Source organism: Desulfosporomusa polytropa (genome assembly GCF_055380075.1).
Genome location: NZ_AP042400.1, coordinates 156,347 through 180,937, shown reverse-complemented (window position 1 = coordinate 180,937; position 24,591 = coordinate 156,347). Strand labels below are relative to the sequence as shown.

Below are 24,591 nucleotides of genomic sequence, written 5' to 3'. Positions count from 1 at the left end.
TATTATACTGGCCCTACGTTAAAATGGCAACTATTTTCAATAAAAAAATGCTGTTGGCTAAACGCCAGCAGCATTTTTTTATTCAAGCAATATCCCTAACACCTTAAGTTCTGCAGCAATCTTCTGCAAAACCGCGGTTGTGGGCGCTTCGATTGTGTGCAAATGCACCCCACCAGTAACAAGTGAAAGCGGCGCAGCCCCGCTTTCCGCTGATTTATGTAAAAAATCGGCTAAATCCCGCCGGGAAGCCAGCATTAAGTTGGCCTTAATCTCGCCATACACAGGATGCTCAACACTAACATCAAGAACATGACCGCCATTATCAATAATTACGGCAAGTTCGGTCTCTATGCACTTAGTATCATGACAACAGGCAAATTTCGCTCTGACAGCAGCAGGTGCCGCAGTTTGCAAAATAACATAGCCTTGGGGAGTAGCATAAATATCAACACCAGACGCCCGCAAAATAGCAATATCACCGACAATAACCTGCCGGCTTACGCCAAGTTTTTTTGCTAATGCCATTCCCGTTATTGGCTGCCTAATTTGTTGCAGCAAACTGGCAATCTGCTCACGCCGCTCTTTTGCTTCCATAACAGAAACCACTCCCCCCTGTTCACTTGCCAACTTATTTCAATTATATAGTATACACCAAAACTATTTGTAGCAACACCCTTGATCATCCGCGGCTGGCACTAGCACTGTAAAGGCTGTTCGCCTGCCTGCCTGGCTGGAAATCAGAATTTTCCCACCATGATTTTGGATAATACTATAACACACTGATAAGCCTAAACCGGTACCGTTTGCTTTAGTTGTGAAAAACGGTGTTCCTAGTTTTTCAACAATCTCTGGCGAAATACCCTCGCCATCATTTTCTACTGTTATCGCCATCATATCCTTCTGGCGACTTACTATTACCGCAACATTACCGTCAACCGGCACTGCTTCCAATGCATTTTTGACAAGATTAATAAACACTTGTTTGAGCTGGGCTATGTCACCAAGAGCCAAACAATCTGATTGCGGCAGTTGTAAGTTAAAAGCAATATTTTTATTATCAAATTGCCCTTCCATAAGCAACAACACATCATGTAACAATTTGCATACATCGACTTTTTCAAATAAGGTCTCTTTTAATGGCTTAGCCAACATTTGAAATTCGCTAATTAAGTTATCAATCCGCCCAATTTCAGAAATGATTATCTCAAGATGTTCAGGTGAAACTGGCTTATCACCACGCCGAGCCATAAGCTGAATAAAGCCTTTGATTGATGTGAGGGGGTTTCTAATTTCATGAGCAATCCCTGCCGTCAATTGGTTGACACACATCATTCGTTCCAAGCGCAGCTGTTCACGCTCACGTTCATGGAAACTAGCCTGACGTCTGACACCATACAAAAGGCCAAAACAAATTGCCAGCCAAATGAAACTCTCCGCATCTGCCAGAGTTTTGCGCAAAACTCCGCTATACAAAGCATCCATGCGTATGGCAGTTACAACTCGCCAGCGCGCATTATGTAAATCAGTATAAATAAACAATGTATCAACTCCGTCAAGAGCCGAATTCATCCTAACAACACCGTTTTTATGTAAGAATAACTCCTGCATCTGTTGTTTAACCAATGGACTTTCAGGAAAAATCTGATTCAGCCGGGGATGATGGATAAATTGACCATTCCCATCCACAACCATCGTATACTGCGACTTAGACATCCCTTCCCGATATGCTGCCAATGATATATCACTAATTGGTACATAGGCCGCTAATACTGCAATCACTTGCTCCTCTTCCAGCACCGGGACTTGCAGGCTCACATAAGCATTTTCCACATCGCTGTTTAATAGCCTTTCAGAGACATGCGAACTGCCTGTTAACACTGACTTAAAATCCCTTTTAAAATATGGCTGACCAAATGAAAATTTAATCTGACCTGGAACTGAGCAACAATCACTAATTAGGCTGCCATCATACTTATACAAGGCTACATTAACAACATCTAAGACCTTGGCAGCTGCCAGCAAATCTGACTGTACCCGTTCAGGTTGAAGACTACGCACATCAGGGTGAGCCGCCAATAAACTAAGTCCGACCAAACGAGCGTTTAGACGCAAATCCAGGTAATCGGCAATTACGGTAAGCCTTTCGCGCTCGCCTGTCACCACTGCTTGGTACTGATACTTAAAGTAATTAAGGGTTAGTACGATAATCATTACTAACAGTAAAGTTCCAACAACTGTCATAGCTATCCTATTTCTACTTTTGGAAAACAGCACCAAGTCTCACCACCCTTTTCTGACACAGTTCGTCAAATTCCAAGTTTCTCCTGCTGTACAATTATTTAGATTATGTTTTTTTTCACAAAGGCTCACACTATGCCTTTGTGGCATAAACTGTATACCCTGTAAGAATTAAAAAAGAAAGCTAACAGATTTATCTGTTGCTTTCTTGGTGGTGGGCGATGACGGGATCGAACCGCCGACATCCTGCTTGTAAGGCAGGCGCTCTCCCAGCTGAGCTAATCGCCCGTACGTATTCGATTTTCGACTTTCGGCAATGGTTTATCGAACGTCGAACATCTAGTGTCGAATGTCGTCACTGGTGACCCGTAGGGGATTCGAACCCCTGATACCGCCGTGAAAGGGCGGTGTCTTAACCGCTTGACCAACGGGCCTTTGGCTCCTCGAGTAGGACTCGAACCTACGACAAATCGGTTAACAGCCGATTGCTCTACCAACTGAGCTATCGAGGAATTTTCATTAACATAATAAATTATATAATAGGTCTACTTAAATTGCAAGTATTATTGTACGCTATTTTATTGAAGAAAGCTAAGGTTTCCAAAGGATATTTTTGTTAAAACATCAAATACTGATAGTATAATACGTATCAATAACCAAATTTTAAGGAGGTACTACTTTGGATTCACGCATAAAAACCCTCGCCAAAAACCTGATTGGCTATTCTACCAATCTTGCCGCAGGCGAAAAAATATTAATTGAGATGTTTGATGATGCGCTGCCACTAGCTAAAGCACTTGTTGATGAGGCTTACGCCGCTGGCGGTATTCCTTTCCTCGAAATTAAAAACAGCCAATTGCAGCGCGCCTTGCTTATGCAAGCTTCCAGCGAACAACTCACCCTTGCTGCTTCTTGGGAGCAGGCGAGAATGAAAGAAATGGATGCCTATCTTGGCCTTCGAGCCAGCTTTAATATCGCAGAAATGGCGGATGTCGCTGCCTCCCAATTACAAAACTACCAACAAAATTGGGTAAAACCAGTGCATCTTGACGTGCGTGTGCCTCATACTAAGTGGTGTATCTTACGCTGGCCAAATGCCTCGATGGCACAATTATCCAATTCCAGCACCGAAGCCTTTGAAGACTTTTACTTCAAGGTGTGCAATCTTGATTATGCAAAAATGGCCAAAGCCATGGACCCATTGATTGCGCTAATGGAGAAAACCGACAAAGTAAAAATCACCGGACCTGATACTGAGCTTACGTTTTCAATTAAAGATATACCAGCAGTAAAATGTTCCGGACTGAGAAATATACCTGATGGTGAAGTGTATACCGCCCCGGTAAAAGACTCGGTAAATGGTGTCCTCAGTTATAACACGCCCTCCGTGTATCAAGGATTTACCTATGAAAATATTCGCCTGGAGTTCAAGAACGGCAAGATCATCAAAGCCACTGCCAATGATACCGAAAAAATTAATAAGGTTTTTGATATTGATGAGGGTGCCCGTTATATTGGTGAGTTTGCGCTAGGAGTAAATCCTTATATTGAAAAACCGATGAAGGATATCTTATTTGATGAGAAAATCAAAGGAAGCTTCCATTTCACCCCTGGCAACGCCTATGATGTTGCCTTTAATGGTAACAAGTCTGTCATCCACTGGGATCTTGTCTGTATTCAAACAGCCGAATACGGTGGTGGTGAAATTTGGTTTGACGATACACTTATCCGTAAGAATGGACAGTTTGTACTGCCCGAACTAGAAGGCTTAAACCCCGAAAATCTAATGTAACTGTTAAAACCCGAGATTGCTGCCCGTTCGCTTGCAATAATCATAGGAGCACAAGCTTCCCTATGTCATTGCGAGCGCCCGCGCGGCAATCTCGCTTTTTTCCCTAGTGGCTTATCTCACTAATTCCTTCACAAAGTTTGGCAAAGCAAAGCAGCTTTTTTGCAACTCCCGGTTATAATAGCGTGTATCGATGTTTTCCGGAATGCGAGCAAGATCAACGCTAACCGGATCATACTCTTTAGAACCGATGGTAAAACAATGTAGTCCGCCTGGATACAAGGGAATACTAGCCAAATATAAACGGGTTATCGGAAACATTGAGGTAATGTCTTTGGTGAGCTGCCTAATAAGATCTTGATGATAAAAAGGCGACTCCGTCTGCTGTACGAACAAACCATCTGGTTTTAGCGCCTTGTGCACATTCTTATAAAATTCGTGGGTAAACAATCCTTTTCCAGGCCCAATAGGATCAGAACAATCTACAATAATGACATCATATTTATTTTCTACTTCCTGCATATGTTTAATGCCATCACCAATCTTGAGGTGCAGCTTAGGATGATTGTCATTTAAGGCCGAACTGATTTCCGGCAAATATTTTTTACTAACTTCCACCACCAAACCGTCAATCTCCACCATTTCGGCCACTTCCACCGATTGGTGCTTAACTACCTCACGAATTGTACCGCCATCCCCACCGCCAATAACCAAAACAGTTTTGGGATTGGGATGAACAAATAAGGGAACATGCGCAATCATTTCATGATAAATGAACTCGTCAAATATCGAGGTCTGAAAAACACCATCAAGTACTAACATCCGCCCAAACTCATAGGCCTCAACTACTGCAACCTCTTGAAACTCAGACTTTCCCGAGTATAATGTTTCCTTGATTCGGGCAGCAAGACCTAAATTCTTAGTTTGGTACTCAGTATACCATAGCTCCATTTGTATAATCCCCCCTATATATTAGCTTCTACAGCTTGTCTAACTTATATCATTTATATAAATGAAAATTATACCACAAAAATTACCATAGTAAAAGCTGCTGCAGCAAAAGAGATGTCCGAGCCTTATATTTAACAAAAAGCCATCAGCAAATACTGACAGCTTTTCGTGAGGTTAGCATACTATTTTTCGTCAGGACGCTTACCATATTTATACTTGTATTTAGGTATATTTTTTACCGGCATCTCACATACGTCTTCACACGGATCTTCGATGTCTTCTGCGCACTCATCTTCGTATTCTTCTTCTTCACATTCATCTTCTGTGTCTAGGTCACAACATGGTCCAAGACCAGTAGCACCAGTAAAGCTATGGCAATGATTGTCATCTTCACTAGTCATGCCGTCAAAGTAGTGAACATGGTTGCCTTCCGGCATTTCAATTTCTGGTCCTGTCATAACATCCTCTGTATGCCAGTGACCGCCTTCCCCTTCTTCACATATAAATGAAGTCCGGCCATGTATCCGGTGTATATGGCTTCTTCCTTTGTCTTTTGCTGGACCGCTTACCCCCATAATAATATGCTGATGGTCATCTGCCACATCAACTTCCGTTATATAAGTATGAACATGGGGCATTATCTCATATTCATCAGGATGGTGATGATGATGCTTGGGTTTGCGATCTTCTTCACTAATAGGCATAGTCCTCGCACCTCCAAAATGTTTTCACACCATATCTTATGCCACAAGCACCTTCTTTGCCACCACTCTTATCAATTGACTACGCTGCCCACTGTGTCTGAAATCATATCATTTTTCATATTTTCATATTTTCTTCGTTACTTTTGCTTAGCTTACTCGTTTATATGGGTAAAGGAGCTGATGATCATGTTCAAATTCGTCAAATTTTTAAGTTTAGTACTACTGCTAGTGGCAACCACACTGCCTGTTGCTCTGGCCTCAGAGACAAACCCTAATGCTACCGAAGTACAGGTAAGTGGTAATTACCAAGAGGAAATCACCCCCGATATTGTTTATATTAATCTAGGTACAGTAACCGAAGCAGAAACCATTGCTGCCGCCCAAGCCAAAAATGCGGCAGTCTCTACAAGCATCCGGCAATCGCTAGAAAGTCTGGGAATTAAAGATGAATACATAAAGACAGCGCATTATGCGGTAACGCCAATCTATAATAATGACGACAATGGCCGTCGCACACCGACTATTAAGGGTTATCAGATTACCAACAGCATCCTGGTAACCACTTTGCCAGATAAAGCCGGTGATGTTATCGATAGCGCCCTCAATGCCGGTGCTAACCAGGTCAATACCATTCGGTTTGGCAAAAAAGATGAAGACGGGGTTAGAAATGCCGCTCTCGCCCAAGCTGTCCGCAATGCCATAAGCAAAGCCGACGCCATAGCCGCCGCCTTAAACAAACGGGTAGTACGGGTCAAGTCCGTAAATGAAAACGGTGTCAATTTTCAATCGCCAGAGGTAGCAACCCGTCTATACAGTAAAAGTATGGCCGATAATCTGGCAGCAACGCCTATCTCTGCCGGACTGGTTCAATTATCAGCCAATGTGCAGGTTATAGTAGAGTTAGAGTAAGTTAATACACATGAAAAAAGGGGCTGTGCTGAAACACGGCCCCAAATTTTTCATGATTAAGCACTGATCATCATAGCGAACCAATGGGCTACACTGCCGACTGAATAAAAATAAACTGGTCATCGGAAACTTTCTGCTGATTTAGATGACTGCCAGCCTAGCGCCCATGTCAAAAGCTTTTTGGCAGTCGATGGGGTACTGTTCTAGTTTAACTTGGGACTTGTGTTTTGCGTCGAACATTGAGGCTTCATACTTGGAATAATCATCAAACTGGTAGGTATCAGTAGATAGCATAAATTCTGAGGTTCCATTTAATCTTTGCAAACAATATTCGTAGTAGTGAAATACAGCTTCATAGTTTAAATGTTTCACAAGTTCCTTGGGGACATTCATTGCAGAGATGTCCTCTGGGACATTCATCGTATAGATGAATCCTGAAGACACCTTACCTTTGAAAATTGATCCATGACCAACATTGTAGGTCATTTTTGCAAATAGCAGGCGTTCTAAAAAGGAGTGCATCTCTCCGGTGACATTACCAAAATATATAGGTGAACCCAACAGTAAGACATCACATTCTGAAATTTCATCTAAGACACTCGTCAGGTCATCTTTCATGGCACACTGTCCAATATGCCTGTTGTCTTTTCTTTTACAGGCAAAGCAACTGGTGCAGCCCTTAAAATTCAAATCATATAAATGTATGATTTCCGTATCCGCACCCACAGATTTAGCCCCATCAAGAGCTTTTTGCAATAATGTAGCGGTATTCCATGTTTTCCTAGGACTTCCGTTGATAGCAATTACTTTCATATAATTAGATCATCTTCCTTTCCCTAACATAATTGATTTTAACTTATAGAATCATTATACTAATCAGGAACAAATAAACAAGTACGCACTTTTTTGTGCCCTTAATTAGTTAAGGAGATGTTTACAAATGAATAAGAAAAACATCTATGGTGATGATTGCCCGATGTTGCACGCACTAAACATTATCGGCGGAAAATGGAGGCTACCCATTATATGGCACTTATTGAATGGTGGTTTGCGTTACAACCAATTAAAAAAACAATTGCATGGAATCACTAACATTATGCTCACACGGTCCTTACAGGATTTAGAAGAATATGGCCTTGTCAAACGTATTCAGCATTCGGAAATACCACCACATGTTGAATATTTTCTAACGGAGCATGCAAAAAAGCTTGTTCCCGCCATACTGACCATTCAAGAGTGGGGGAAAGAACAAATATTACTGGAAAAAGGTTGAAAAAAAACGCTGCCCGCTGCTCTGGGGACGAATCTTAGGCACAATAAAAATGGCTATTTACCTTATCTTTGGGTTTGACTACTCATATGCGTCTCTTAAGAAAAAAATCTATCCATCTACCGACCTGTCGATAGATGGATAGATTTTTTTCTATTATTGGGCAATCGTCAAAATTCAATTCGCCAAACCGTCTTAAAAACGTTCATTTATTACATCGCAATTAGTCTTTATTTTTGTGCTTTTATGATAAGGAAAGGGGGTCTCCTTCGCTCATTTTTTAGTTCTTCACTTAATGCCTCTGCCTCTTGCGTTGCTGTTGGCTCTAGCAGGCTAACGATACTGAATCCTGTTTCAATTACGAATTCCCCCACCCTGAAAATTATTATTCTTCTTCGACTCTCGTCAAAGAGCACTTTCCTGTTTTATGCATATAGTCTTTAATCGCTTCCTGTAATGCATCAGCTGCTAAATTGGAACAATGCATCTTAACTGGTGGAAGACCATCAAGCGCCTCAGCGACAACTTCATTTGAAATCTTCAAAGCTTCAGCTAAAGTTTTGTTTTTTACTAATTCAGTTACCATACTGCTTGTAGCAATAGCGGCACCGCAGCCAAAAGTCTTAAACTTAGCATCTTTAATAATGTCATTTTCAATATCTACATAAATCCTCATGATATCGCCGCATCTAGGATTGCCCACTTCGCCAATACCACTGGCATTTTCTATTTCACCCACATTGCGTGGATTTGTAAAATGATCCATTACTTTTTCGGTATACATGATTGATATCTCCCTTCGATTAAGTTAATGTATGTTGCCTACCTGTAGCTTCGTCTTTCAGAAAAATTTGTCGCAGGCAAGTTGTTCCTGGTTGCCTACGACAAAATTTTGCTGTTTACAATGAGAACTTTCACTTGCTTTTATCAAGCATCGCTTAGTGATAAGTTAATACCTAGCCGATCTTTCTCTTCTTTTTTGATGTTGCAGTTGGAGACTTTAATCGCCGCTGTAATCTACATAATTACAGTGCGTGCTCACTTCCTTGATCACCGCGCCATTAGCCTTATCAATTAGTTGAGTATGGGCAATCGTTTCGCTACCGGTACCGGTGATCCATGAGTGGGTTCGAAATCCCCATTGCGGATAATCTCGGTCGTATACGACAGGTTTGATCATCTCCGCAATGCCGGCTTGCTCCTCGGCATACGCCTGAGAGCCATCGCCGTCTTCGGCAAAGCAAATACCGGAACTCACACTTACCATTATAGTAATCAGTAGAAATGTTACTACGGTTTTTCTCACTATACTTCAACTCCTTTGAAATTTTAACATTATCAGTTGTCAGCCAGATACGGTGGTAACCGGGCCTTCGGGGCTCCATGTTCGATATAATCGCTTAATCCGCCAAACAGCTTAGCCCGTTCAGAGATAACAATGATTGCTTCATTCCTGGCAATTGTGTCTAACGCTTTGATAGCAAAATTCTCTGATGGCCCTGATTTAGCCAGCTCCATTATTTTCTTTTTGATTCTTAACAGTTGTGGCGAAAATCTCATAATCTAATTGCGACAGCACCGTCAAAACTTCGAATCCTTTGGCTTAGTGTCATTCAGACATCCCCGCCTTTATAACAATATTCATTATCAATCGGCGTAGTAGGTGCATGGTCAAAATAAATTCTTTTCATCTTCCCACATCTCCTTTGCATTTTTTCAAATCTTAACTTTATCTATTTGATGGTTTAAATCACAGATCTCAGAAATTACGTCCTATACCGCTGTCTTTGACTATGTTTGAGAGTTTATATATAATATACCCGAAAGGATTTCATATGCATAATACAAAAAACGTCTTTATATTATATGAAAATAAATATGAAATTTATCAGAAGGAGATTTTTTAATGGATATCAGAAGGCTTCAATATTTCCTTGCGGTCGCAGAAGAAGGACAAATCACTAAGGCCGCCAAAAATTTACACATGGCTCAACCACCACTTAGCCAGCAGCTTAAACTGTTTGAAACCGAACTGGGAGTTCAATTAGTTGAAAGAAGCGGCAGCCGTAAAATCAAGTTAACCAATGCAGGACATGTGTTACGTAGCCGTGCAGAGCAAATACTGGGATTGATTGATCAAACTGAAAAAGAAGTAAAAGATGTAGCAGATGGCTTGCAAGGAACCTTAGCAGTTGGATTGGCAATGCCATGGGGTTGTACCTTAGGCTCCACCTTTTTGTTGGAGCAAATACTTAAATTCCACGATTGTTATCCGGAAGTCAACTTTCAATTATGGGAAGACGATTTCTACAAAATCGAGGAATTATTAATAAGAGGGGTCATAGAAATCGGTATTACGAGAAGTCCTACTGATTTAGAAACATATTCCGCAATCACTTTGCCTAATGAACCGATTGCAGCCGTGTTTGCTCCGAAATGGAATACAAATGCATCAATCGATTCGGTACGTTTAGCAGATCTCGCTGATATGCCACTGATCGTACACCGTAAATATGAGGTGAAGCTCTTGGACTTTTATCGACAACTCGGTCTTAAACCAAGAATCCTTTGTACTCATGATGATATTAGGTCGATGCTGTCATGGGCGAATGTCGGACTTGGTGTGGCAATTGTACAAAAATCCGCCGCAAGCCTGATACCTTGTCGTAATTTAATATGCAAGGACATTGTCGAACCACCACTACGAACAACGACTGTTGCAAGCGTCTGGCTGAAAAATCGGTATCTATCAGCTGCCGCCCGGCATTTTATCGATATATTTGCTGAGGCACAATAACGAATATGAACCCCCTGCACCTGATTTGGTGTAGGGGGTTCATATTTTTTATACATTATATTTTTTCCATATAAAATCAAGACCATTTTAGTATTATACATATGAAATTCGGATTGATATAATTAGAAACAATTCCGGGAGATAGCCAAAGATCACATGCAATTCATACAAGGAGGGATACCCATTGATTTTCACACGTCGAAGTGGGAAATTTTTTTTTATTAGTTTAAGTGCCATGATCGTGATAGCAATAGCCGGCTGCGGCAGTCGGCCGGTGGCGCAAGCTCCTCCAGCCGTTAAAGTTAAAGCAATGCAGGTAGTCCAACGGGATACCCCGGTTACATACGAATTTATCGGCCAGGTGATAGCAAAAAATGAAGTACAAATTCGCGCAAAAGTGTCCGGCAATATTGTAGAAAAAATGGTAACCGGCGGAGATAAGATTACTCAGGGACAGCCATTATTTCAAATTGACCGTCGTCAGTATGAAGCAGCTTTACTTACGAACCAAGCTCAGCTGGCACAGTCAGAGGCAACACTAAGTAATGCCCAGCTGGATACTATGCGATATCAAAAGCTTGCTGCTCAACAAGCAATCCCTACCCAGACACTCGATACTGCATTATCATCGGAACGACAAAATGCTGCTCAGGTAAATGCTAATCGGGCGCGAGTGCAACTAACAGAAGCCGATTTACAAGATACGTTAATTGTAGCCCCTTTCAGCGGCCGCATTGATGTAAACGACCTTAGCGTTGGCAGTTTTGTTCAGGCTGGCCAGACGGTAATCGCTACCCTATCCTCGGTAGACCCCATCTTCATCCAATTTAGCATGAGCGAAAACGAGTATCTGCGATTTACCCAAGTTGGGCGTGGTGCTTCGCCAACAGAATGGGGAAACAATCTGAAACTGATTCTTAGCGATGGTTCACAGTTTCCGCTTACAGGACATATTGAACAGGTGGATCGCGGCATGGCGCAAGACACAGCGACACTCACGATGAAAGCGGCTTTTGATAATCCTCAAGAGGTGCTTATGCCTGGCATGTTCGCCCGTATCGTGGCGCAGGGTGAACTTCGTCATGGGGCTTTAGTGATTCCACAACGGGCCGTGCAGCAACTGTTAGGAAAAACTTTTGTTACCATTGTTGGAGCGGACGACAAGGCTGAACCGCGCCCGGTAAAATTGGGACCGCATGTTGGCAACTTGTGGGTGATAGAGGAAGGGTTAACAACAGCCGATCGTGTCATAGTAGAAGGCTTTACTAAGACCCCGCCGGGAACACTCCTCAGTATAGAAATGATAAACCAAAATGAACTGCAAAGTGCAGCTAAGAATTAGGAGGGCGGTCTGTGTCGATTTTTTTTATCAAACATCCGATTTTTGCCATAGTATTGTCAGTAATTATTACTCTGGTCGGTTTGATTGCCGCTTTCAATGTGCCGATTGACCGGTATCCCCAGATTACTCCGCCACACGTTAGCGTCGACACCAACTATCGCGGGGCTAATTCTCAGGTGTTGGAGAAAACAGTTGCTCAGGTCCTCGAACAGCAGATTAATGGTATCGAAAATATGTCATCCATGCTATCAACTAGTGCTGATTCGGGTTCTTATCAACTGGATATCCAGTTTGAATTAGGGAAAGACGCGGATTTAGCGGTTGTGCAAACACAAAACCGGGTGGCACAAGCTAATCCTTCTCTACCGCAATCGGTTTTGCAGGCTGGTATCACCGCCCGCAAGGTGTCGTCGGATTTTGCTCTGATTTTTGCGTTATGGTCGCCGAATGGAACCTATGACAGTACCTTTATGAAAAACTACGGTGATATTAATATCATTGAAGACCTGAAACGGGTTAAAGGCGTGGGCAACATCAGCGAGTATGGTGCCGATTTCGGCATGCGGATATGGCTAAAGCCCGACAAAATGGCCCGGTTGGGCATTACCACCGGCGATATTTCCAAGGCGATCAACGAGCAAAACGTCCAGGCGCCTGCCGGAACTATCGGCCAGCGGCCATCACTTAACCAGGAATTCCAATATACCGCCACCGTTCAAGGCCGTTTAGCAGAACCGGAAGAATTCGCCAAAATTATTATCCGTTCAAAACCAGATGGGTCATTTGTCCGACTTGGAGATGTAGCTAAGGTCGAAATCGGCGGTAGAAACTATGGCTTTTCCTGTGACATTAACGACCATCCAGCAATCTTTTTCATGATTCAACCAACCACTGATGCCAATCTATTGGACACAGTGAGCAATTGTAAAAAAGTCATTGAGGATGCCACCAAACGGTTTCCCCCTGACATGGATTCCAAGGTATTTATCGATACGGCTAAATTTGTACGGGAATCTCTGAAAGAAGTGGTAATAACTTTTGTCCTGGCTTTATTACTGGTGCTACTGGTAGTATTCGTGTTTTTGCAAAGCGCACGGGCCACTTTAATTCCCATGCTGGCCATCCCGGTATCCCTGATCGGAACCTTCAGCGCATTTTTGGCACTGGGCTTTTCCATCAATACCCTGACCATGTTTGCCATGGTGTTGACTATCGGATTGGTGGTAGATGACGCCATCGTCGTCATTGAAGCAGTGGAGCATCATATGCGCTATAACGGACTTAGTCCGCATGATGCCACTATACGGGCGATGAGTGAGGTTTCGGGCCCGGTTGTAGCCATTGCTTTTGTACTGGCGTCGATCTTTATTCCGGTGGCCTTTTTGGGCGGGATGGTCGGCGTATTATACAAACAATTTGCATTGACCATTGCCATATCGATGGGGTTATCAGCCGTAGTGGCCTTATCGCTGACGCCAGCGCTTTGCTCATTATTGCTTAAGCCTTATAATCCCAGAGCGCATACGGGATTGATCGGCAAATTTTTCGTCAAATTCAACGACTGGTTTGAAAATATGGTGAATCGATACGGTAAAGGTTTGGTCAGGGTAATTCAACGCTCAGTTCTATGTATCACTCTACTCGTGGTCTTGCTGATTGCGAGTGTCGGATTATTTCGGGCCGTGCCAACTTCTTTTGTTCCACCCGAAGATCAGGGTTTTTATCTTAACTCCGTAAATCTGCCGGAAGCGGCTAGTCTGGATCGCACACAGGAAACGAGTAAAAAGATAGGCCAATTGCTCAGCTCGCAACCCGGCGTACAGGATATTGCCATCGTTACCGGCCTTGATCCTCTAACTAGAGCAAACAAGCCGAACAGCGCCAATATATTTGTCGGCCTTACCCACTGGGACGAAAGAACAACCCCCGAACTACAAATTGACCAGGAAATTCGTCAAACAGTAGCACTCACTCGCTCACTACCGGAAGCGACAGTGCTCGCCTTCAATTATCCTCCCCTGCCTGGCGTCGGTACGATGGGTGGCTTTACTTTGATGTTAGAAAGCCGGGGCAGCAACTCCGACGAAGAAATTGACCGCGTTTCCAAAGAGTTTCTTGCCGTCGCCCGCAAGCGTCCGGAAATTGGAACAGTTTATTCTAATTTTCGAGTAGATACTCCTGGCTACCGCTTTGAGGTTGACCGGGATAAAGTAAAAACGCTGGGCATTCCGGTAGACGATGTATTTAACGCTCTGCAAGTTTTCCTGGGCGGCTTGGAAGTCAACGATTTCAATGTTTTTGACCGAACCTACAAAGTGGTAATCCAGGCTGAAAACCAGTTTCGAAATGATGTAGACGCCAGCCGGTTCTTCTTCGTACGCACCGCAACCGGAAAAATGGTACCGCTGAATACCCTGGTAAAACCGGTGCCTGTTAGCGGTCCATCCCTGGTTCAACGGTTCAACGGCTACCGAGCCATTAAGATTGGCGGCGCTCCTGCCCCCGGCTATAGTTCAGGGCAGGCATTGGCTGCTTTGGAAGAAGTAGCCGCTCAGACACTACCGAGCAGTTTTAGTTATGAATGGGCCGACCAAAGCCGCGAAGAAAAAATATCAGGTGGTCGCGCACCTATCGTATTTGGCCTAGCCTTATTGTTTATGTTCTTATGTTTAACGGCTCTTTACGAAAGTTGGAGCATTCCATTTGCTGTTATTCTCTGTATACCCACTGGTATTTTCGGCGCATTTTTATTCCAGTATCTACGACATTTAGAAAATAACGTTTACATGCAAATTGGGTTGGTGATGTTGCTGGGGTTGATGGCCAAAAATGCTATATTAATCGTAGAATTTGCCAAAGTCCGGGTGGATAAAGGCATGGAGCCTGTACAGGCAGCCATTGAGGCTGCTACCATCCGTTTGCGGCCGATTCTGATGACCTCTCTAGCGTTTATTATCGGCTGCATTCCTCTGGCAATCGCTACCGGAGCCGGTGCTGGCGCAAGGAAAGCTATGGGAACGACGGTTGTCGGCGGTATGCTTACGGCCACGGTTTTAGGGGTATTTTTAATTCCAGTGCTGTTTGTTGTTATTGAAAAAATAACAGCTACATTAAATTCTTTCCGTCAGCAGATAAAGTTGCGTTAAACACAATGTTATCACCAGGAAACTAACTGTTTCTCCAACCAATTTAGCGAATAATTGAAAGCAATTCCTAATAACGACAGTGCCAGCACGCCAACCATAAGCTTGGTGGTCAGCATGAGATCACCGTAGTGCAAAATCATGGCACCAATCCCTTCTTTAGCTGCAATCATTTCAGCCGCTACCAACAGCAGCAAGGAAGTTCCGGCCGCCAGTTTAAGTCCGGCAAAAATAACTGGCAGAGCCCCTGGCAGAATAACTTTGCGGATAATACTAAGCCGACTAGCCCTAAAGGCAACGGCGGCTTTAATTAATAAAAGATCCACATTTTTTACGCCAGAATAAGTATTAATTATAACTGGGAAAAAAACGCCTAGGCTAATAATTGTTACCTTCGAGAGCTCACCAATTCCCAGCCATAAAATAATCAGCGGCAGCAGTGCGATCTTGGGAATAGGATATAGCGCATGGACAATCGGATTACCCACCGCCTCTGCCAACCGAAAGAAACCAGTGGCAAGTCCTAGTACTATACCGGCAATACTGCCAATGACAAAGCCCCAGCCAATACGGTACATACTGGCTTTCGCATTGATTAAAAGCTCACCGCTAGCAAGCATGTCCCAACCAGTAAGCAATATTGCACTCGGTGACGGCAAATACAGTTCTGGCACCGAACTTGCGCGACACACGATTTCCCATAGTATGATAAGACCGATAAGTGATAATGTACTTACCCAGCCTGGCAGCTTAGTATCAATAAATGCCAAGCGATTAACAACCGCCCGGCGATACATGGCATTCACGCAGTTTCGCCCTCCCTTATGGCCTCTTCGGCATCTTTACGAATGAGTTGCCATATCTGACTGGCATAGTTCTTAAATTGGGTAACACATGTGTCAGCGTCCCGTCCCTCCCGGGGTAAATCAATGCTGATGACGTCAATAATTTTTCCAGGTCGCCGTGATAGCACGACCACTCTATCGGCCAGATAAACAGCTTCTTCAATATTGTGGGTTACATACAGCGTGCTCAGGCGGGTAGCTGTCCAAAGCTTTAATAACTCTTCCTGCATCAGCGTCCTAGTTTGCGCATCAAGCGCTGAGAAGGGTTCATCCATTAAAAGCAAATCCGGCTGAATGGCCAGCGCCCGGGCTATCCCCACCCGCTGGCGCATACCACCTGATAATTGGCGCGGCAGTGAATTCTCAAACCCTTGCAGCCCTACCAGTTCAATATAATGTCGAACCCGGTTTGCAATTTCTCCTTTGGTAAGCTTTGTTTCTTCCAGACCAAAAGCAATATTCTGAACAACTGTACGCCAGGGAAACAGCCCAATTTCCTGAAAAACCATACCCACTACCGGATCACGATCCGATTCCAATCCTTCTACATAGATAGTACCTGAGCTCGGGCTTAACAGCCCTCCCACCATAGTAAGGAGCGTTGACTTACCACAGCCGCTGGGCCCAACCAATACAACAAACTCCTCACTATGAATGGTAAGGTCAATGTCTGATAGCGCCGTTATTATCTGTCCGTCCGACCTCTGATAGCATTTCCCCACTTGTTCAATAACAACCTTCATGCAGTCTCCCCCGCTTACCATTTTACCTTTATTTCACTTGTTTTAAGGCTTCTTCGAATAAAGCAGTATCTGTTACCAGACTGGCATTAAGCGACTTCTCCAGCATCTTATGACTTGCATACCAATCAATCTGTGTCTGAATATCGTTAGTCAACAATTTCCCATCTCTATCCATATAGGGTAGCCCGGTTTTGACATCATTTACTGGGGCGCCAGTATATTTAGCAATAATGCCGACAACCTCATCATAGTTGGGGCCAGGCACTACCTTGCCGCCCTTTTGGGTCAACACGGCATCATAATAGTATCTGCTGGCTTTAATATACCCTTTGAGAAAACGCACAGCATTTACCTTATCTTTCATCAACTCTGGTGAAAAAAAGATACCTGAGGTCTGATAATCAATCACATCACCCACCTGGCTAACAAGTTTACCATAGCCGGCAGCGAGTACTGCACTGATATTAGGCTCATTTAAAATAACAGCATCTATTTGCTTACTCTGTAATGCGGCCATGAGCGCGCCCATTTTGCCAAGCGGCACAATCTCTACATCAGTTAACGACAAGCCTTTGGCCTCCAGCAACCGGCCAATCATATAATGATAGGTTGATCCTGTCTGGGTTATGCCAATACGTTTGCCCTTCATTTGCTCAATATTTTGTATCCCTTGCCCCCACAAATTGCTGGCGACTAGTAGTGCTGATGAGGAATATCCCTTTTGCTCCCGCCCTTTATCAGCCACAATGGATAGTTTCTGGCCGCCAGTTACCATGTTGTAAAGACTAGCAGTAATACCGGTAGCGCCAATGTCCACCTTATTGGAGGCAGTTGCTACAGCAATCGGATGTGCAGCCTCAAACCACTGTACATCAAGATCAAGACCTTCCTCTTTAAAAAAACCTTTTTCTATACCAATAAACACCGGTGCTGAGCTGGTCAATTTGAGCAGTCCAATACTGAGTTTTTTCGTTTCCGTCGGCGCATTTTGTTTAGCAGCTTCCGGCGTTTTACCGCACGCGGCCATCAGTAAGGATAGCATTAAAATACTAGCAATCACCCACAAATACTTCCGGTTCATTGTAGTCCCCCTTGTCTTTCGTGAAATAATTATGTCCAAGTTATTCACCAATAACAGCCCGGACGCTAATTGGAATACTTTTGTACTTTTCTTCACTAAAAGGTAAAATCCTTCCTTAGTCCTGCTGCTTACCTTAAAAAGCTCATAGAAAATACCGGCAGGAATCCTGCCGGTATTTTTTATAAGATAAGAAAGTATATGTTGTTGAGAGTTATGGAGGCCTTATAAAACAAGGGATGTCAAGTATAAAACCCGGCACAGGAGGCCGACACCCCTCGTAACTCCCGTAACCCCTCGGCCTTTGCCGGAAAAAGCGTTCCGCAGGAGAAAAGCCAGGTGGTATTCCGTTAAAAAATCCGTACTGTTTGAGCGTAGCGAGTTTACGGATTTTAGGAATATCGCCCGGCTTTTCAGCTTTTGGAGGCTTGGGGCCTAGACCTTTTGTTACTTTACTATGAAAACATCTCCTATGTGCCAGAAAAAAAGGGCGCACAAATACAAGCCTTAGAGTCTAAGGCCAAAAAATTTATAGTATGTAGGCAATTAGGTCGTAGCTGTGGTGGGGAGCTCCCAACCCAAAGCCGTTAATTTCTTCAAATATGATTGTATTTTCTTCTCCCGGTTAAATCGATTGTAATACTCGGAACCTAACTCTCGATAAGGAACGCCTGTTTTTAGTATGTGGTAGATCGCTATCAGTATGGAATGGGCGACAGCTACGGCGGCTCTATTGCTTCCTCTTCGTGCTGCAATCCGTTGATATTGGGCTGAAAAGAAGCTTCCCTTCACTTTTTGCGCAGCCTTAGCACATTGAATTAAGATGGCTTTTAATGTTTTGTTTCCATGAGTGGTTTTTCCACTCTTTCGTTTTCCTGCACTCTCATGGTTACCTGGAGCCACACCGGCCCAAGAGCTAATATGGCCATCTGTGGGAAACCGATTCATAGTAAGCCCGATTTCCGCTAAGATGGTTTCTGCACTGATTCTCCCAACACCCGGAATTTCATCTATGGCTGTGATGGCAGCTTCATATTTATCTAGGTAGTCTTTGATGAGTTTGTCCATATCTTCGATACGCTTTGTCATATCATCAATATGATCCAGGACATTGCGCAGCAATCTGCGTTGCAAAGGCGAGATAACTCCGTCAACAGAAGCCATGATTTCATTGAGTTTACCGTGCATGCTGGGATGAAGTAGCCTTAGAATTTCGTCTTCATCCAGCTTTTTGTCCTGGACAATGCTTTCCAAAAGTCGCCGGGAACTCTTGCCGTTGATAGCACTTACTACGCTAGATAGTTTCACATTGGCTCCCTCTAGCATTTTCTGCAATCGGTTCAGCTCACGGCTTCTCTCATCAATCAAGCTCTTGCGGTAGCGAGAGATTTCCCGCAGTTCCCGTTGTTCACGGTCTGGAATATAGCTTGCTTTTAGTAACCCATGTCGGAGAAGATCCGCAATCCATTCTGCATCTTTGACGTCGGTCTTACGACCAGGCAAAGATTTCATGTGCTGGGCGTTGACTACCATGGCATCCAAGCCGGACAGTTCAAAGATGTTGTACAATGGCTTCCAGTAGGAAGAGGTACTTTCCATGGCAATCATTTGACATCTAGCTTCGACTAGCCAGGCTGATAAATCCCGCAGTTCTTTTGTCGTTGTACCAAACTGACGAAGTTCCTGCTTTCCACCACAGATTAGACAGGCAACTATCATCTTTTTGTGTACATCAATCCCACAACAACGCTCATAAGTTATGTTCACAATATCATCCCCTTGTAGATAAAATATGGCGCGACTTCCTGTAAGTTATTATTTTACTACACGTCCTTTCGCCCGAATGAGCTGGACAATATGTGGTTCAAGCAGGAAGTCATATCAATTTTGGGGTCGAGTTCTTAGCTCAAAAAGTATCGACCTTATGCCACACTTTAATTATACGACATTGTTTTCGTTTATGGTGATGCTACAGCGCGCGTTGCATCTGATTTTGGGGCAATGCCAAAAGTAAAACCCCTCTCCTTGTATTCCATTGACTCAACGTAAGACAAAGGACGCGTAGCGTTTTTCTTATCCTAGTTTCTTAATGTTTAAAATGCCTCATACCGGTAAATACCATGGCAATCCCCTGCTCATCTGCTGCTTTGATTGAATCTTCATCATGAACAGAACCGCCTGGCTGGATAATAGCTGTAATACCGGCTTCGATAGCGGCCTTGACGGTGTCGGCAAATGGGAAGAAGGCATCTGATGCCAATACTGCCCCTTTAGCCTGTCCGCCAGCCTGCGTTAGCGCAATGCCAGCTGCACCTACGCGGTTCATTTGCCCTGCTCCAACACCAAGTGTCTTATTATCATTGGCGATAACAATAGCATTGGATTTAACGTGTTTAACAACCTTCCACGCAAATAATAGCTGTTCCCACTCGACAGCTGTCGGCTGACGTTTGGTAATTACTTTCATAGCAGCTTGCGGTGCGGTGGTCATATCAGCCTGTTGTAAGAGTACGCCGCCGGCAACTGATTTTACATCCAGCCGGGTACTATCTGGCTCGGGGAGAGCCGCTGCCAGTAGGCGGACATTTTTCTTTTGCGTCAAGACAGCAAGTGCTTCCGAACTAAATGCCGGTGCAATAACAGCTTCAGCAAAAAGCTCACTAATGAGTTGTGCCGTCTCTTTATCTACTTCTCTATTAAGGGCAATAATGCCGCCATAAGCAGATAGTGGATCAGCCTGGTACGCTTTGTTATAGGCTTCAGCTAACGTAGCGCCAATACCTGTGCCACAAGGATTGGTATGCTTGATAATGGCAGCAGCCGGCTCTTTAAACTCAGCCGCCAATGCATACGCAGCTTCCACATCAACAATATTATTAAAAGACAGTTCCTTGCCATTAAGTTGCTTGGCATTGGCTACGCCAGGGCCAGCATAATATTGCTCACGATAAAAGGCTGCCGACTGATGCGGGTTTTCTCCATAACGCAGGTCCTGAGCCTTTTCATAAACCAGGTGCGTTGTCTCCGGGAAAAGTCCATGACCAAGCTGCCCGCTCAAATACCGTGAAATATAGGCATCATAAGCGGCAGTATGACTGTAGGCTTCCTGCGCTAGTGCCATGCGGTTCTTAAATTCAACCTCACCACCAGCCGTCAGCTGAGCAATAATTTCTCCATAACGCGCCGGGTTAACAACAACAGTTACATACTGAAAGTTTTTGGCTGCCGCCCGAATCATGGCCGGACCGCCAATATCGATATTCTCCACCGCATCATTAAGCGTAACATCCGGTTTAGCTACTGTTTGCCGGAACGGATATAAATTAACGGCCACCAAGTCAATGCCTGTGATGTTGTGTTCAGTCATGGCCGCCTGATGAGCCGGGTTGTCTCGAATGGCCAATATGCCGCCATGAATATAAGGGTTAAGGGTTTTTACCCTGCCGTCCATAATTTCAGGAAAACCAGTAATCTCACTGACATAGGTTACTGGTATACCAGCTTCTTTGATGACTTTCATGGTTCCACCAGTCGAAACCAGTTCCACGCCGAAATTGTGTAACGCTTTAGCAAACTCAACAATACCGGTTTTATCTGATACGCTTAGCAGCGCTCGTTTAATTTTCATCTATCTCCCTCACTTATCACTACTCGCTTCGCTTATCTGTACACGCCGTCCTTCTACGCTCAGCCGTCCGTCGCAATATAAGGCCAAGGCACGGGGGTAAAGAATATGTTCAGCATGTAAAATTCGTTCTGACAGGATTTCAACTGTATCATCTTCTAACACAGGCACAGCTTCCTGTAATATAATGGGGCCGGTATCCATACCCTCATCTACAAAGTGGACCGTACAGCCCGAAACCTTCGCACCGTAGTCGACGGCCTGCTGCTGGGCATCCTCCCCCGGAAAAGCTGGCAGCAAAGCTGGGTGGATATTCATGATTTTTCCGGCAAAACGGTCAATAAAATAGGATGACAAAATACGCATAAAGCCAGCCAGCACAACAAGTTCTACATGGCGCATGTTCAATTCTTCCGCAACCGCAGCCTCAAATTCCTGGCGTCTGGCAAACTGGCGCCTGTCGATACAAATTGTTGGAATATCAGAGGTGGCCATGCGCTTTAAGACATTGGCCTCAGGGTTATCACTAATAACTGCACCAATCTTGGCATCAAGCCGGCCGGCCTCAATGGCATCCACAATAGCCTGCAGATTACTGCCCCGTCCTGATGCCAGTACACCGATTACCGTTTTGTTCATGAAGCAGTCCCCCTACTTAAGTTCAACCAGATGTTTCCCGGCTGTAACCTTGCCGATTATATAGGACTTTTCGCCCCTAGACGCCATATCGGCCTGAATTGCTGCGGCATCTTCAGCGGCAACAAGCAAAATCATCCCAATGCCCATGTTAAAGGTCCGGTACATTTCAGCGTCGGCTACCCCGCCCCATTCCTTGAGCAGCGCAAAAATCGGCGGCTTAGGCCAGGCCGCTGTGTCTACTGCCACGCCACAATCTTCCGGCAATACCCGCGGTATATTATCATAAAATCCGCCGCCAGTGATGTGTACCATACCATGAAGCTCAAATTTTTCAATCAGAGGCAAACAGGATTTAGGATACAGTCGGGTGGGTTCTAACAGTTCTTCTCCCAGGTTGCGACCTAATTCCGGGATATAGGTATCAACACTAAACTGTTTTACATCAAAGCAAATCTTGCGCACCAGCGAATAACCATTAGAGTGGATACCGCTTGACGGCAATCCAATCAGCACATCGCCTGGCTTGATTTTTTCACCTGTTATGATTTTATCCCGATCGACAACACCTACGGCAAACCCCGCCATATCATACTCACCGTCAGGATAAAAGCCCGCCATTTCAGCCGTCTCACCGCCAATGAGCGCACAACCTGATTCGCGGCAAGCCATGGCCACGCCGCTGACAATCGTGGCAACCTTTTCGGGTTCCAGTTTACCAACAGCCAGATAATCCAGGAAAAACAGCGGCTCAGCTCCTTGCACCAAGATATCATTAACACACATAGCTACGCCATCTTGCCCAATTGTGTCATGCTTGTCAGCCATAAAGGCAACTTTTAGTTTGGTCCCTACACCGTCGGTCCCGCTTACCAATACCGGTTGACGGTATTTACCAGAGTTTAATGCAAACAGACCGCCAAAGCCGCCGATATCACCAAGTACTTCGGGACGATAGGTAGCGCGAACATGGTGTTTCATCAATTCAACTGCTTTATTACCAGCATCAATGTCTACACCGGCATCACGGTAGGTTAGTTTGGGATTTGATTTTTGGTTGTCGGCCATTCTTCGACCTCCTGCTAAATTTATTTATTTTTGGGCTCAAACAAGAATTTATTGTTGGCGCAGTCCCCTTCACAAGGGGTTTCTGCCGGATAGTCACAGTTAAAGCACGCAGTACATAATGTTTTGGACGAAATGTTGCCAATGGAAGCATACAAGCCTTCCAGTGATAAATAATGCAGAGAATCAGCGCCAATATACTCTCTGATTTCCTCAACCTGCTTGGATGCGGCAATCAGTTCTTTTCGTGCTGATGTATCAATTCCATAGTAACAGGGAAAACCAATCGGCGGCGAGCTTATGCACATATGGACAGCCGTAGCGCCTGCTTCTTTTAGCATTCGGACAATTTTGCCGCTGGTCGTACCGCGTACAATAGAGTCATCTACCATGACAACAGATTTACCCTTCACGACTGATGTAACAGCATTGAGTTTAATCCGTACACCCATATCTCGGTTTTTCTGCTCAGGCTGAATAAAGGTACGACCGATATACCGATTTTTCATAAGACCTTCGGCAAAAGGTATCCCTGATTCCTGGCTGTAGCCAAGCGCCGCCGTTGTACCTGAATCCGGTACGGAAATAACAATATCAGCCTTAAAACCACTCTCTCTTGCCAAGGTACGTCCCATACTGAGCCGAGCTTGGTACACACTCTGACCATCAATGACACTGTCCGGACGAGCAAAGTAGATATATTCAAACACACAAGCTGAACGCCGGTCAGTCTCAGCAAATCGCCTGGATTCTACACCCTTATCATCAATACTTACTATCTCACCTGGTTCAATATCGCGCACAAATTCAGCGCCAACAGTATCAAGTCCGCAAGACTCAGAAGATAGTACCCAGCCATCGCCCAGTCGTCCCAGACAGAGCGGACGGAAACCATGCGGGTCACGTACGCCAATAAGCTTTTTTTCGGTCATGATAACAAGACTGTACGCCCCTTGGACATCAGTCAAGCTGTCAATCACCCGTTCTTCAATCGTCGACTTGGTAGAGCGGGCAATTAAATTAACAATAACTTCACTGTCAATCGAAGTTTGGAACACATGCCCTTTTTTCTCCAGTTCGATTCTCATTTCATGAGCATTGGTCAGATTGCCGTTATGGGCCAGACTAAGCTGTCCCCCGGAATAGTTAACCAATAACGGTTGGGTATTGCGCAAAAGGCTTGACCCGGTTGTTGAATACCGGACATGGCCGATAGCAATATGGGCTGGCATGTCAGGCAGAGAATGACGAAACACTTCATTGACTAATCCCATGCCGCGCTGCACATCCATAATAGTACCGTCGGTAACAGCAATACCGGCGCTTTCCTGGCCCCGATGCTGCAACGCATACAAGCCCCAATATGTATTTAATGCCACATTCTCGTGACGTGTAAAAATGCCAAAGACGCCGCACTCTTCCCGCCATTTATCGCTCTGTATATCGTAAAGCACTT

22 protein-coding genes and 3 tRNA genes are annotated in these 24,591 nt (G+C 44.4%); 6 read left to right on the top strand and 19 right to left on the bottom strand.

Going from position 1 to position 24,591, the window contains the following annotated elements; all coding sequences use genetic code 11:
- Positions 1 to 78: 78 nt before the first annotated feature.
- The 5 genes from ACZ449_RS02455 to ACZ449_RS02435 form a co-directional block, all read right to left on the bottom strand.
- Positions 79 to 594 carry a 3H domain-containing protein gene (locus ACZ449_RS02455; protein WP_464259490.1) on the bottom strand — a complete coding sequence of 172 codons (516 nt, stop codon included), beginning with the start codon at positions 592 to 594 and terminating at the stop codon, positions 79 to 81.
- A 63-nt stretch (positions 595 to 657) separates the two neighbouring features.
- Positions 658 to 2,274, bottom strand: coding sequence for an ATP-binding protein (locus ACZ449_RS02450; protein ID WP_464259489.1), 1,617 nt, complete (start codon positions 2,272 to 2,274; stop codon positions 658 to 660).
- A gap of 176 nt (positions 2,275 to 2,450) precedes the next feature.
- A tRNA-Val gene (locus ACZ449_RS02445) sits at positions 2,451 to 2,526 on the bottom strand.
- A 71-nt stretch (positions 2,527 to 2,597) separates the two neighbouring features.
- A tRNA-Glu gene (locus ACZ449_RS02440) sits at positions 2,598 to 2,672 on the bottom strand.
- A 2-nt stretch (positions 2,673 to 2,674) separates the two neighbouring features.
- Positions 2,675 to 2,750, bottom strand: a tRNA-Asn gene (locus ACZ449_RS02435).
- A gap of 167 nt (positions 2,751 to 2,917) precedes the next feature.
- Between ACZ449_RS02435 and ACZ449_RS02430 the strand changes: the two genes are divergently transcribed.
- A complete protein-coding gene (locus ACZ449_RS02430; protein WP_464259488.1) occupies positions 2,918 to 4,030 on the top strand; it encodes an aminopeptidase in 1,113 nt (370 codons plus the stop codon).
- Positions 4,031 to 4,141: 111 nt separating this feature from the next.
- Here the strand turns inward: ACZ449_RS02430 and speE are convergent, their stop codons facing one another.
- Positions 4,142 to 4,978, bottom strand: coding sequence for a polyamine aminopropyltransferase (speE, locus tag ACZ449_RS02425; protein ID WP_464259487.1), 837 nt, complete (start codon positions 4,976 to 4,978; stop codon positions 4,142 to 4,144).
- A 182-nt stretch (positions 4,979 to 5,160) separates the two neighbouring features.
- Positions 5,161 to 5,682, bottom strand: coding sequence for a YmaF family protein (locus ACZ449_RS02420; RefSeq protein ID WP_464259486.1), 522 nt, complete (start codon positions 5,680 to 5,682; stop codon positions 5,161 to 5,163).
- Positions 5,683 to 5,868: 186 nt separating this feature from the next.
- On the opposite strand from ACZ449_RS02420, the gene ACZ449_RS02415 reads away from it, so the two are divergent.
- Entirely contained in the window at positions 5,869 to 6,591 is a 723-nt protein-coding gene (locus ACZ449_RS02415; RefSeq protein WP_464259485.1) for an SIMPL domain-containing protein, read from the top strand.
- A 141-nt stretch (positions 6,592 to 6,732) separates the two neighbouring features.
- Here the strand turns inward: ACZ449_RS02415 and ACZ449_RS02410 are convergent, their stop codons facing one another.
- Positions 6,733 to 7,404, bottom strand: a complete 672-nt coding sequence (locus tag ACZ449_RS02410) for a flavodoxin family protein (protein ID WP_464259484.1) — start codon at positions 7,402 to 7,404, stop codon at positions 6,733 to 6,735.
- Positions 7,405 to 7,531: 127 nt separating this feature from the next.
- Here ACZ449_RS02410 and ACZ449_RS02405 point away from each other — a divergent pair, with 127 nt between their 5' ends.
- Positions 7,532 to 7,864, top strand: coding sequence for a winged helix-turn-helix transcriptional regulator (locus tag ACZ449_RS02405; RefSeq protein ID WP_464259483.1), 333 nt, complete (start codon positions 7,532 to 7,534; stop codon positions 7,862 to 7,864).
- Between the two features lie 382 nt (positions 7,865 to 8,246).
- Here the strand turns inward: ACZ449_RS02405 and nifU are convergent, their stop codons facing one another.
- The 3 genes from nifU to ACZ449_RS02390 all read right to left on the bottom strand — a co-directional run bounded on the left by nifU (position 8,247) and on the right by ACZ449_RS02390 (position 9,379).
- Positions 8,247 to 8,645, bottom strand: coding sequence for a Fe-S cluster assembly scaffold protein NifU (gene nifU, locus ACZ449_RS02400; protein ID WP_464259482.1), 399 nt, complete (start codon positions 8,643 to 8,645; stop codon positions 8,247 to 8,249).
- 216 nt (positions 8,646 to 8,861) lie between these two features.
- On the bottom strand, positions 8,862 to 9,167 hold the full coding sequence (locus ACZ449_RS02395) for a hypothetical protein (RefSeq protein WP_464259481.1): 306 nt from the start codon (positions 9,165 to 9,167) through the stop codon (positions 8,862 to 8,864).
- A gap of 32 nt (positions 9,168 to 9,199) precedes the next feature.
- Positions 9,200 to 9,379, bottom strand: coding sequence for a hypothetical protein (locus ACZ449_RS02390; protein WP_464259480.1), 180 nt, complete (start codon positions 9,377 to 9,379; stop codon positions 9,200 to 9,202).
- Between the two features lie 388 nt (positions 9,380 to 9,767).
- Here ACZ449_RS02390 and ACZ449_RS02385 point away from each other — a divergent pair, with 388 nt between their 5' ends.
- The 3 genes from ACZ449_RS02385 (at position 9,768) to ACZ449_RS02375 (ending at position 15,146) form a co-directional block, all read left to right on the top strand.
- On the top strand, positions 9,768 to 10,658 hold the full coding sequence (locus tag ACZ449_RS02385; protein ID WP_464259479.1) for a LysR family transcriptional regulator: 891 nt from the start codon (positions 9,768 to 9,770) through the stop codon (positions 10,656 to 10,658).
- A gap of 187 nt (positions 10,659 to 10,845) precedes the next feature.
- Positions 10,846 to 12,000 carry an efflux RND transporter periplasmic adaptor subunit gene (locus ACZ449_RS02380; RefSeq protein ID WP_464261801.1) on the top strand — a complete coding sequence of 385 codons (1,155 nt, stop codon included), beginning with the start codon at positions 10,846 to 10,848 and terminating at the stop codon, positions 11,998 to 12,000.
- 11 nt (positions 12,001 to 12,011) lie between these two features.
- Positions 12,012 to 15,146, top strand: a complete 3,135-nt coding sequence (locus ACZ449_RS02375) for an efflux RND transporter permease subunit (protein ID WP_464259478.1) — start codon at positions 12,012 to 12,014, stop codon at positions 15,144 to 15,146.
- 11 nt (positions 15,147 to 15,157) lie between these two features.
- Here ACZ449_RS02375 and ACZ449_RS02370 read toward each other — a convergent pair whose 3' ends face one another.
- The 8 genes from ACZ449_RS02370 to purF all read right to left on the bottom strand — a co-directional run bounded on the left by ACZ449_RS02370 (position 15,158) and on the right by purF (position 24,589).
- Positions 15,158 to 15,940, bottom strand: a complete 783-nt coding sequence (locus ACZ449_RS02370; protein WP_464261800.1) for an ABC transporter permease — start codon at positions 15,938 to 15,940, stop codon at positions 15,158 to 15,160.
- A 5-nt stretch (positions 15,941 to 15,945) separates the two neighbouring features.
- Entirely contained in the window at positions 15,946 to 16,731 is a 786-nt protein-coding gene (locus ACZ449_RS02365) for an ABC transporter ATP-binding protein (protein WP_464259477.1), read from the bottom strand.
- A gap of 28 nt (positions 16,732 to 16,759) precedes the next feature.
- On the bottom strand, positions 16,760 to 17,812 hold the full coding sequence (locus ACZ449_RS02360) for an ABC transporter substrate-binding protein (RefSeq protein WP_464259476.1): 1,053 nt from the start codon (positions 17,810 to 17,812) through the stop codon (positions 16,760 to 16,762).
- Positions 17,813 to 18,355: 543 nt separating this feature from the next.
- Positions 18,356 to 19,576: an IS110 family RNA-guided transposase gene (locus tag ACZ449_RS02355; protein ID WP_464257256.1), complete on the bottom strand. Its 1,221-nt coding sequence runs from the start codon at positions 19,574 to 19,576 to the stop codon at positions 18,356 to 18,358.
- A gap of 319 nt (positions 19,577 to 19,895) precedes the next feature.
- Positions 19,896 to 21,437 carry a bifunctional phosphoribosylaminoimidazolecarboxamide formyltransferase/IMP cyclohydrolase gene (gene purH, locus ACZ449_RS02350; protein WP_464259475.1) on the bottom strand — a complete coding sequence of 514 codons (1,542 nt, stop codon included), beginning with the start codon at positions 21,435 to 21,437 and terminating at the stop codon, positions 19,896 to 19,898.
- Between the two features lie 9 nt (positions 21,438 to 21,446).
- Entirely contained in the window at positions 21,447 to 22,073 is a 627-nt protein-coding gene (gene purN / locus ACZ449_RS02345; RefSeq protein WP_464259474.1) for a phosphoribosylglycinamide formyltransferase, read from the bottom strand.
- 12 nt (positions 22,074 to 22,085) lie between these two features.
- A complete protein-coding gene (gene purM / locus ACZ449_RS02340; protein ID WP_464259473.1) occupies positions 22,086 to 23,138 on the bottom strand; it encodes a phosphoribosylformylglycinamidine cyclo-ligase in 1,053 nt (350 codons plus the stop codon).
- A gap of 20 nt (positions 23,139 to 23,158) precedes the next feature.
- Entirely contained in the window at positions 23,159 to 24,589 is a 1,431-nt protein-coding gene (purF, locus tag ACZ449_RS02335) for an amidophosphoribosyltransferase (RefSeq protein ID WP_464259472.1), read from the bottom strand.
- Between the last annotated feature and the right edge of the window lie 2 nt (positions 24,590 to 24,591).

What these genes read in the sequence shown, in the direction of transcription:
- ACZ449_RS02415 (WP_464259485.1), top strand. Translation starts at nt 5,869, where the DNA reads ATGTTCAAATTCGTCAAATTTTTAAGTTTAGTACTACTGCTAGTGGCA.
- purM (WP_464259473.1), bottom strand. Translation starts at nt 23,138, where the DNA reads ATGGCCGACAACCAAAAATCAAATCCCAAACTAACCTACCGTGATGCC.
- ACZ449_RS02405 (WP_464259483.1), top strand. Translation starts at nt 7,532, where the DNA reads ATGAATAAGAAAAACATCTATGGTGATGATTGCCCGATGTTGCACGCA.
- purH (WP_464259475.1), bottom strand. Translation starts at nt 21,437, where the DNA reads ATGAAAATTAAACGAGCGCTGCTAAGCGTATCAGATAAAACCGGTATT.
- ACZ449_RS02420 (WP_464259486.1), bottom strand. Translation starts at nt 5,682, where the DNA reads ATGCCTATTAGTGAAGAAGATCGCAAACCCAAGCATCATCATCACCAT.
- ACZ449_RS02390 (WP_464259480.1), bottom strand. Translation starts at nt 9,379, where the DNA reads ATGGAGCTGGCTAAATCAGGGCCATCAGAGAATTTTGCTATCAAAGCG.
- ACZ449_RS02410 (WP_464259484.1), bottom strand. Translation starts at nt 7,404, where the DNA reads ATGAAAGTAATTGCTATCAACGGAAGTCCTAGGAAAACATGGAATACC.
- ACZ449_RS02370 (WP_464261800.1), bottom strand. Translation starts at nt 15,940, where the DNA reads ATGTATCGCCGGGCGGTTGTTAATCGCTTGGCATTTATTGATACTAAG.
- speE (WP_464259487.1), bottom strand. Translation starts at nt 4,978, where the DNA reads ATGGAGCTATGGTATACTGAGTACCAAACTAAGAATTTAGGTCTTGCT.
- ACZ449_RS02360 (WP_464259476.1), bottom strand. Translation starts at nt 17,812, where the DNA reads ATGAACCGGAAGTATTTGTGGGTGATTGCTAGTATTTTAATGCTATCC.
- ACZ449_RS02385 (WP_464259479.1), top strand. Translation starts at nt 9,768, where the DNA reads ATGGATATCAGAAGGCTTCAATATTTCCTTGCGGTCGCAGAAGAAGGA.
- ACZ449_RS02365 (WP_464259477.1), bottom strand. Translation starts at nt 16,731, where the DNA reads ATGAAGGTTGTTATTGAACAAGTGGGGAAATGCTATCAGAGGTCGGAC.
- nifU (WP_464259482.1), bottom strand. Translation starts at nt 8,645, where the DNA reads ATGTATACCGAAAAAGTAATGGATCATTTTACAAATCCACGCAATGTG.
- purN (WP_464259474.1), bottom strand. Translation starts at nt 22,073, where the DNA reads ATGAACAAAACGGTAATCGGTGTACTGGCATCAGGACGGGGCAGTAAT.
- ACZ449_RS02455 (WP_464259490.1), bottom strand. Translation starts at nt 594, where the DNA reads ATGGAAGCAAAAGAGCGGCGTGAGCAGATTGCCAGTTTGCTGCAACAA.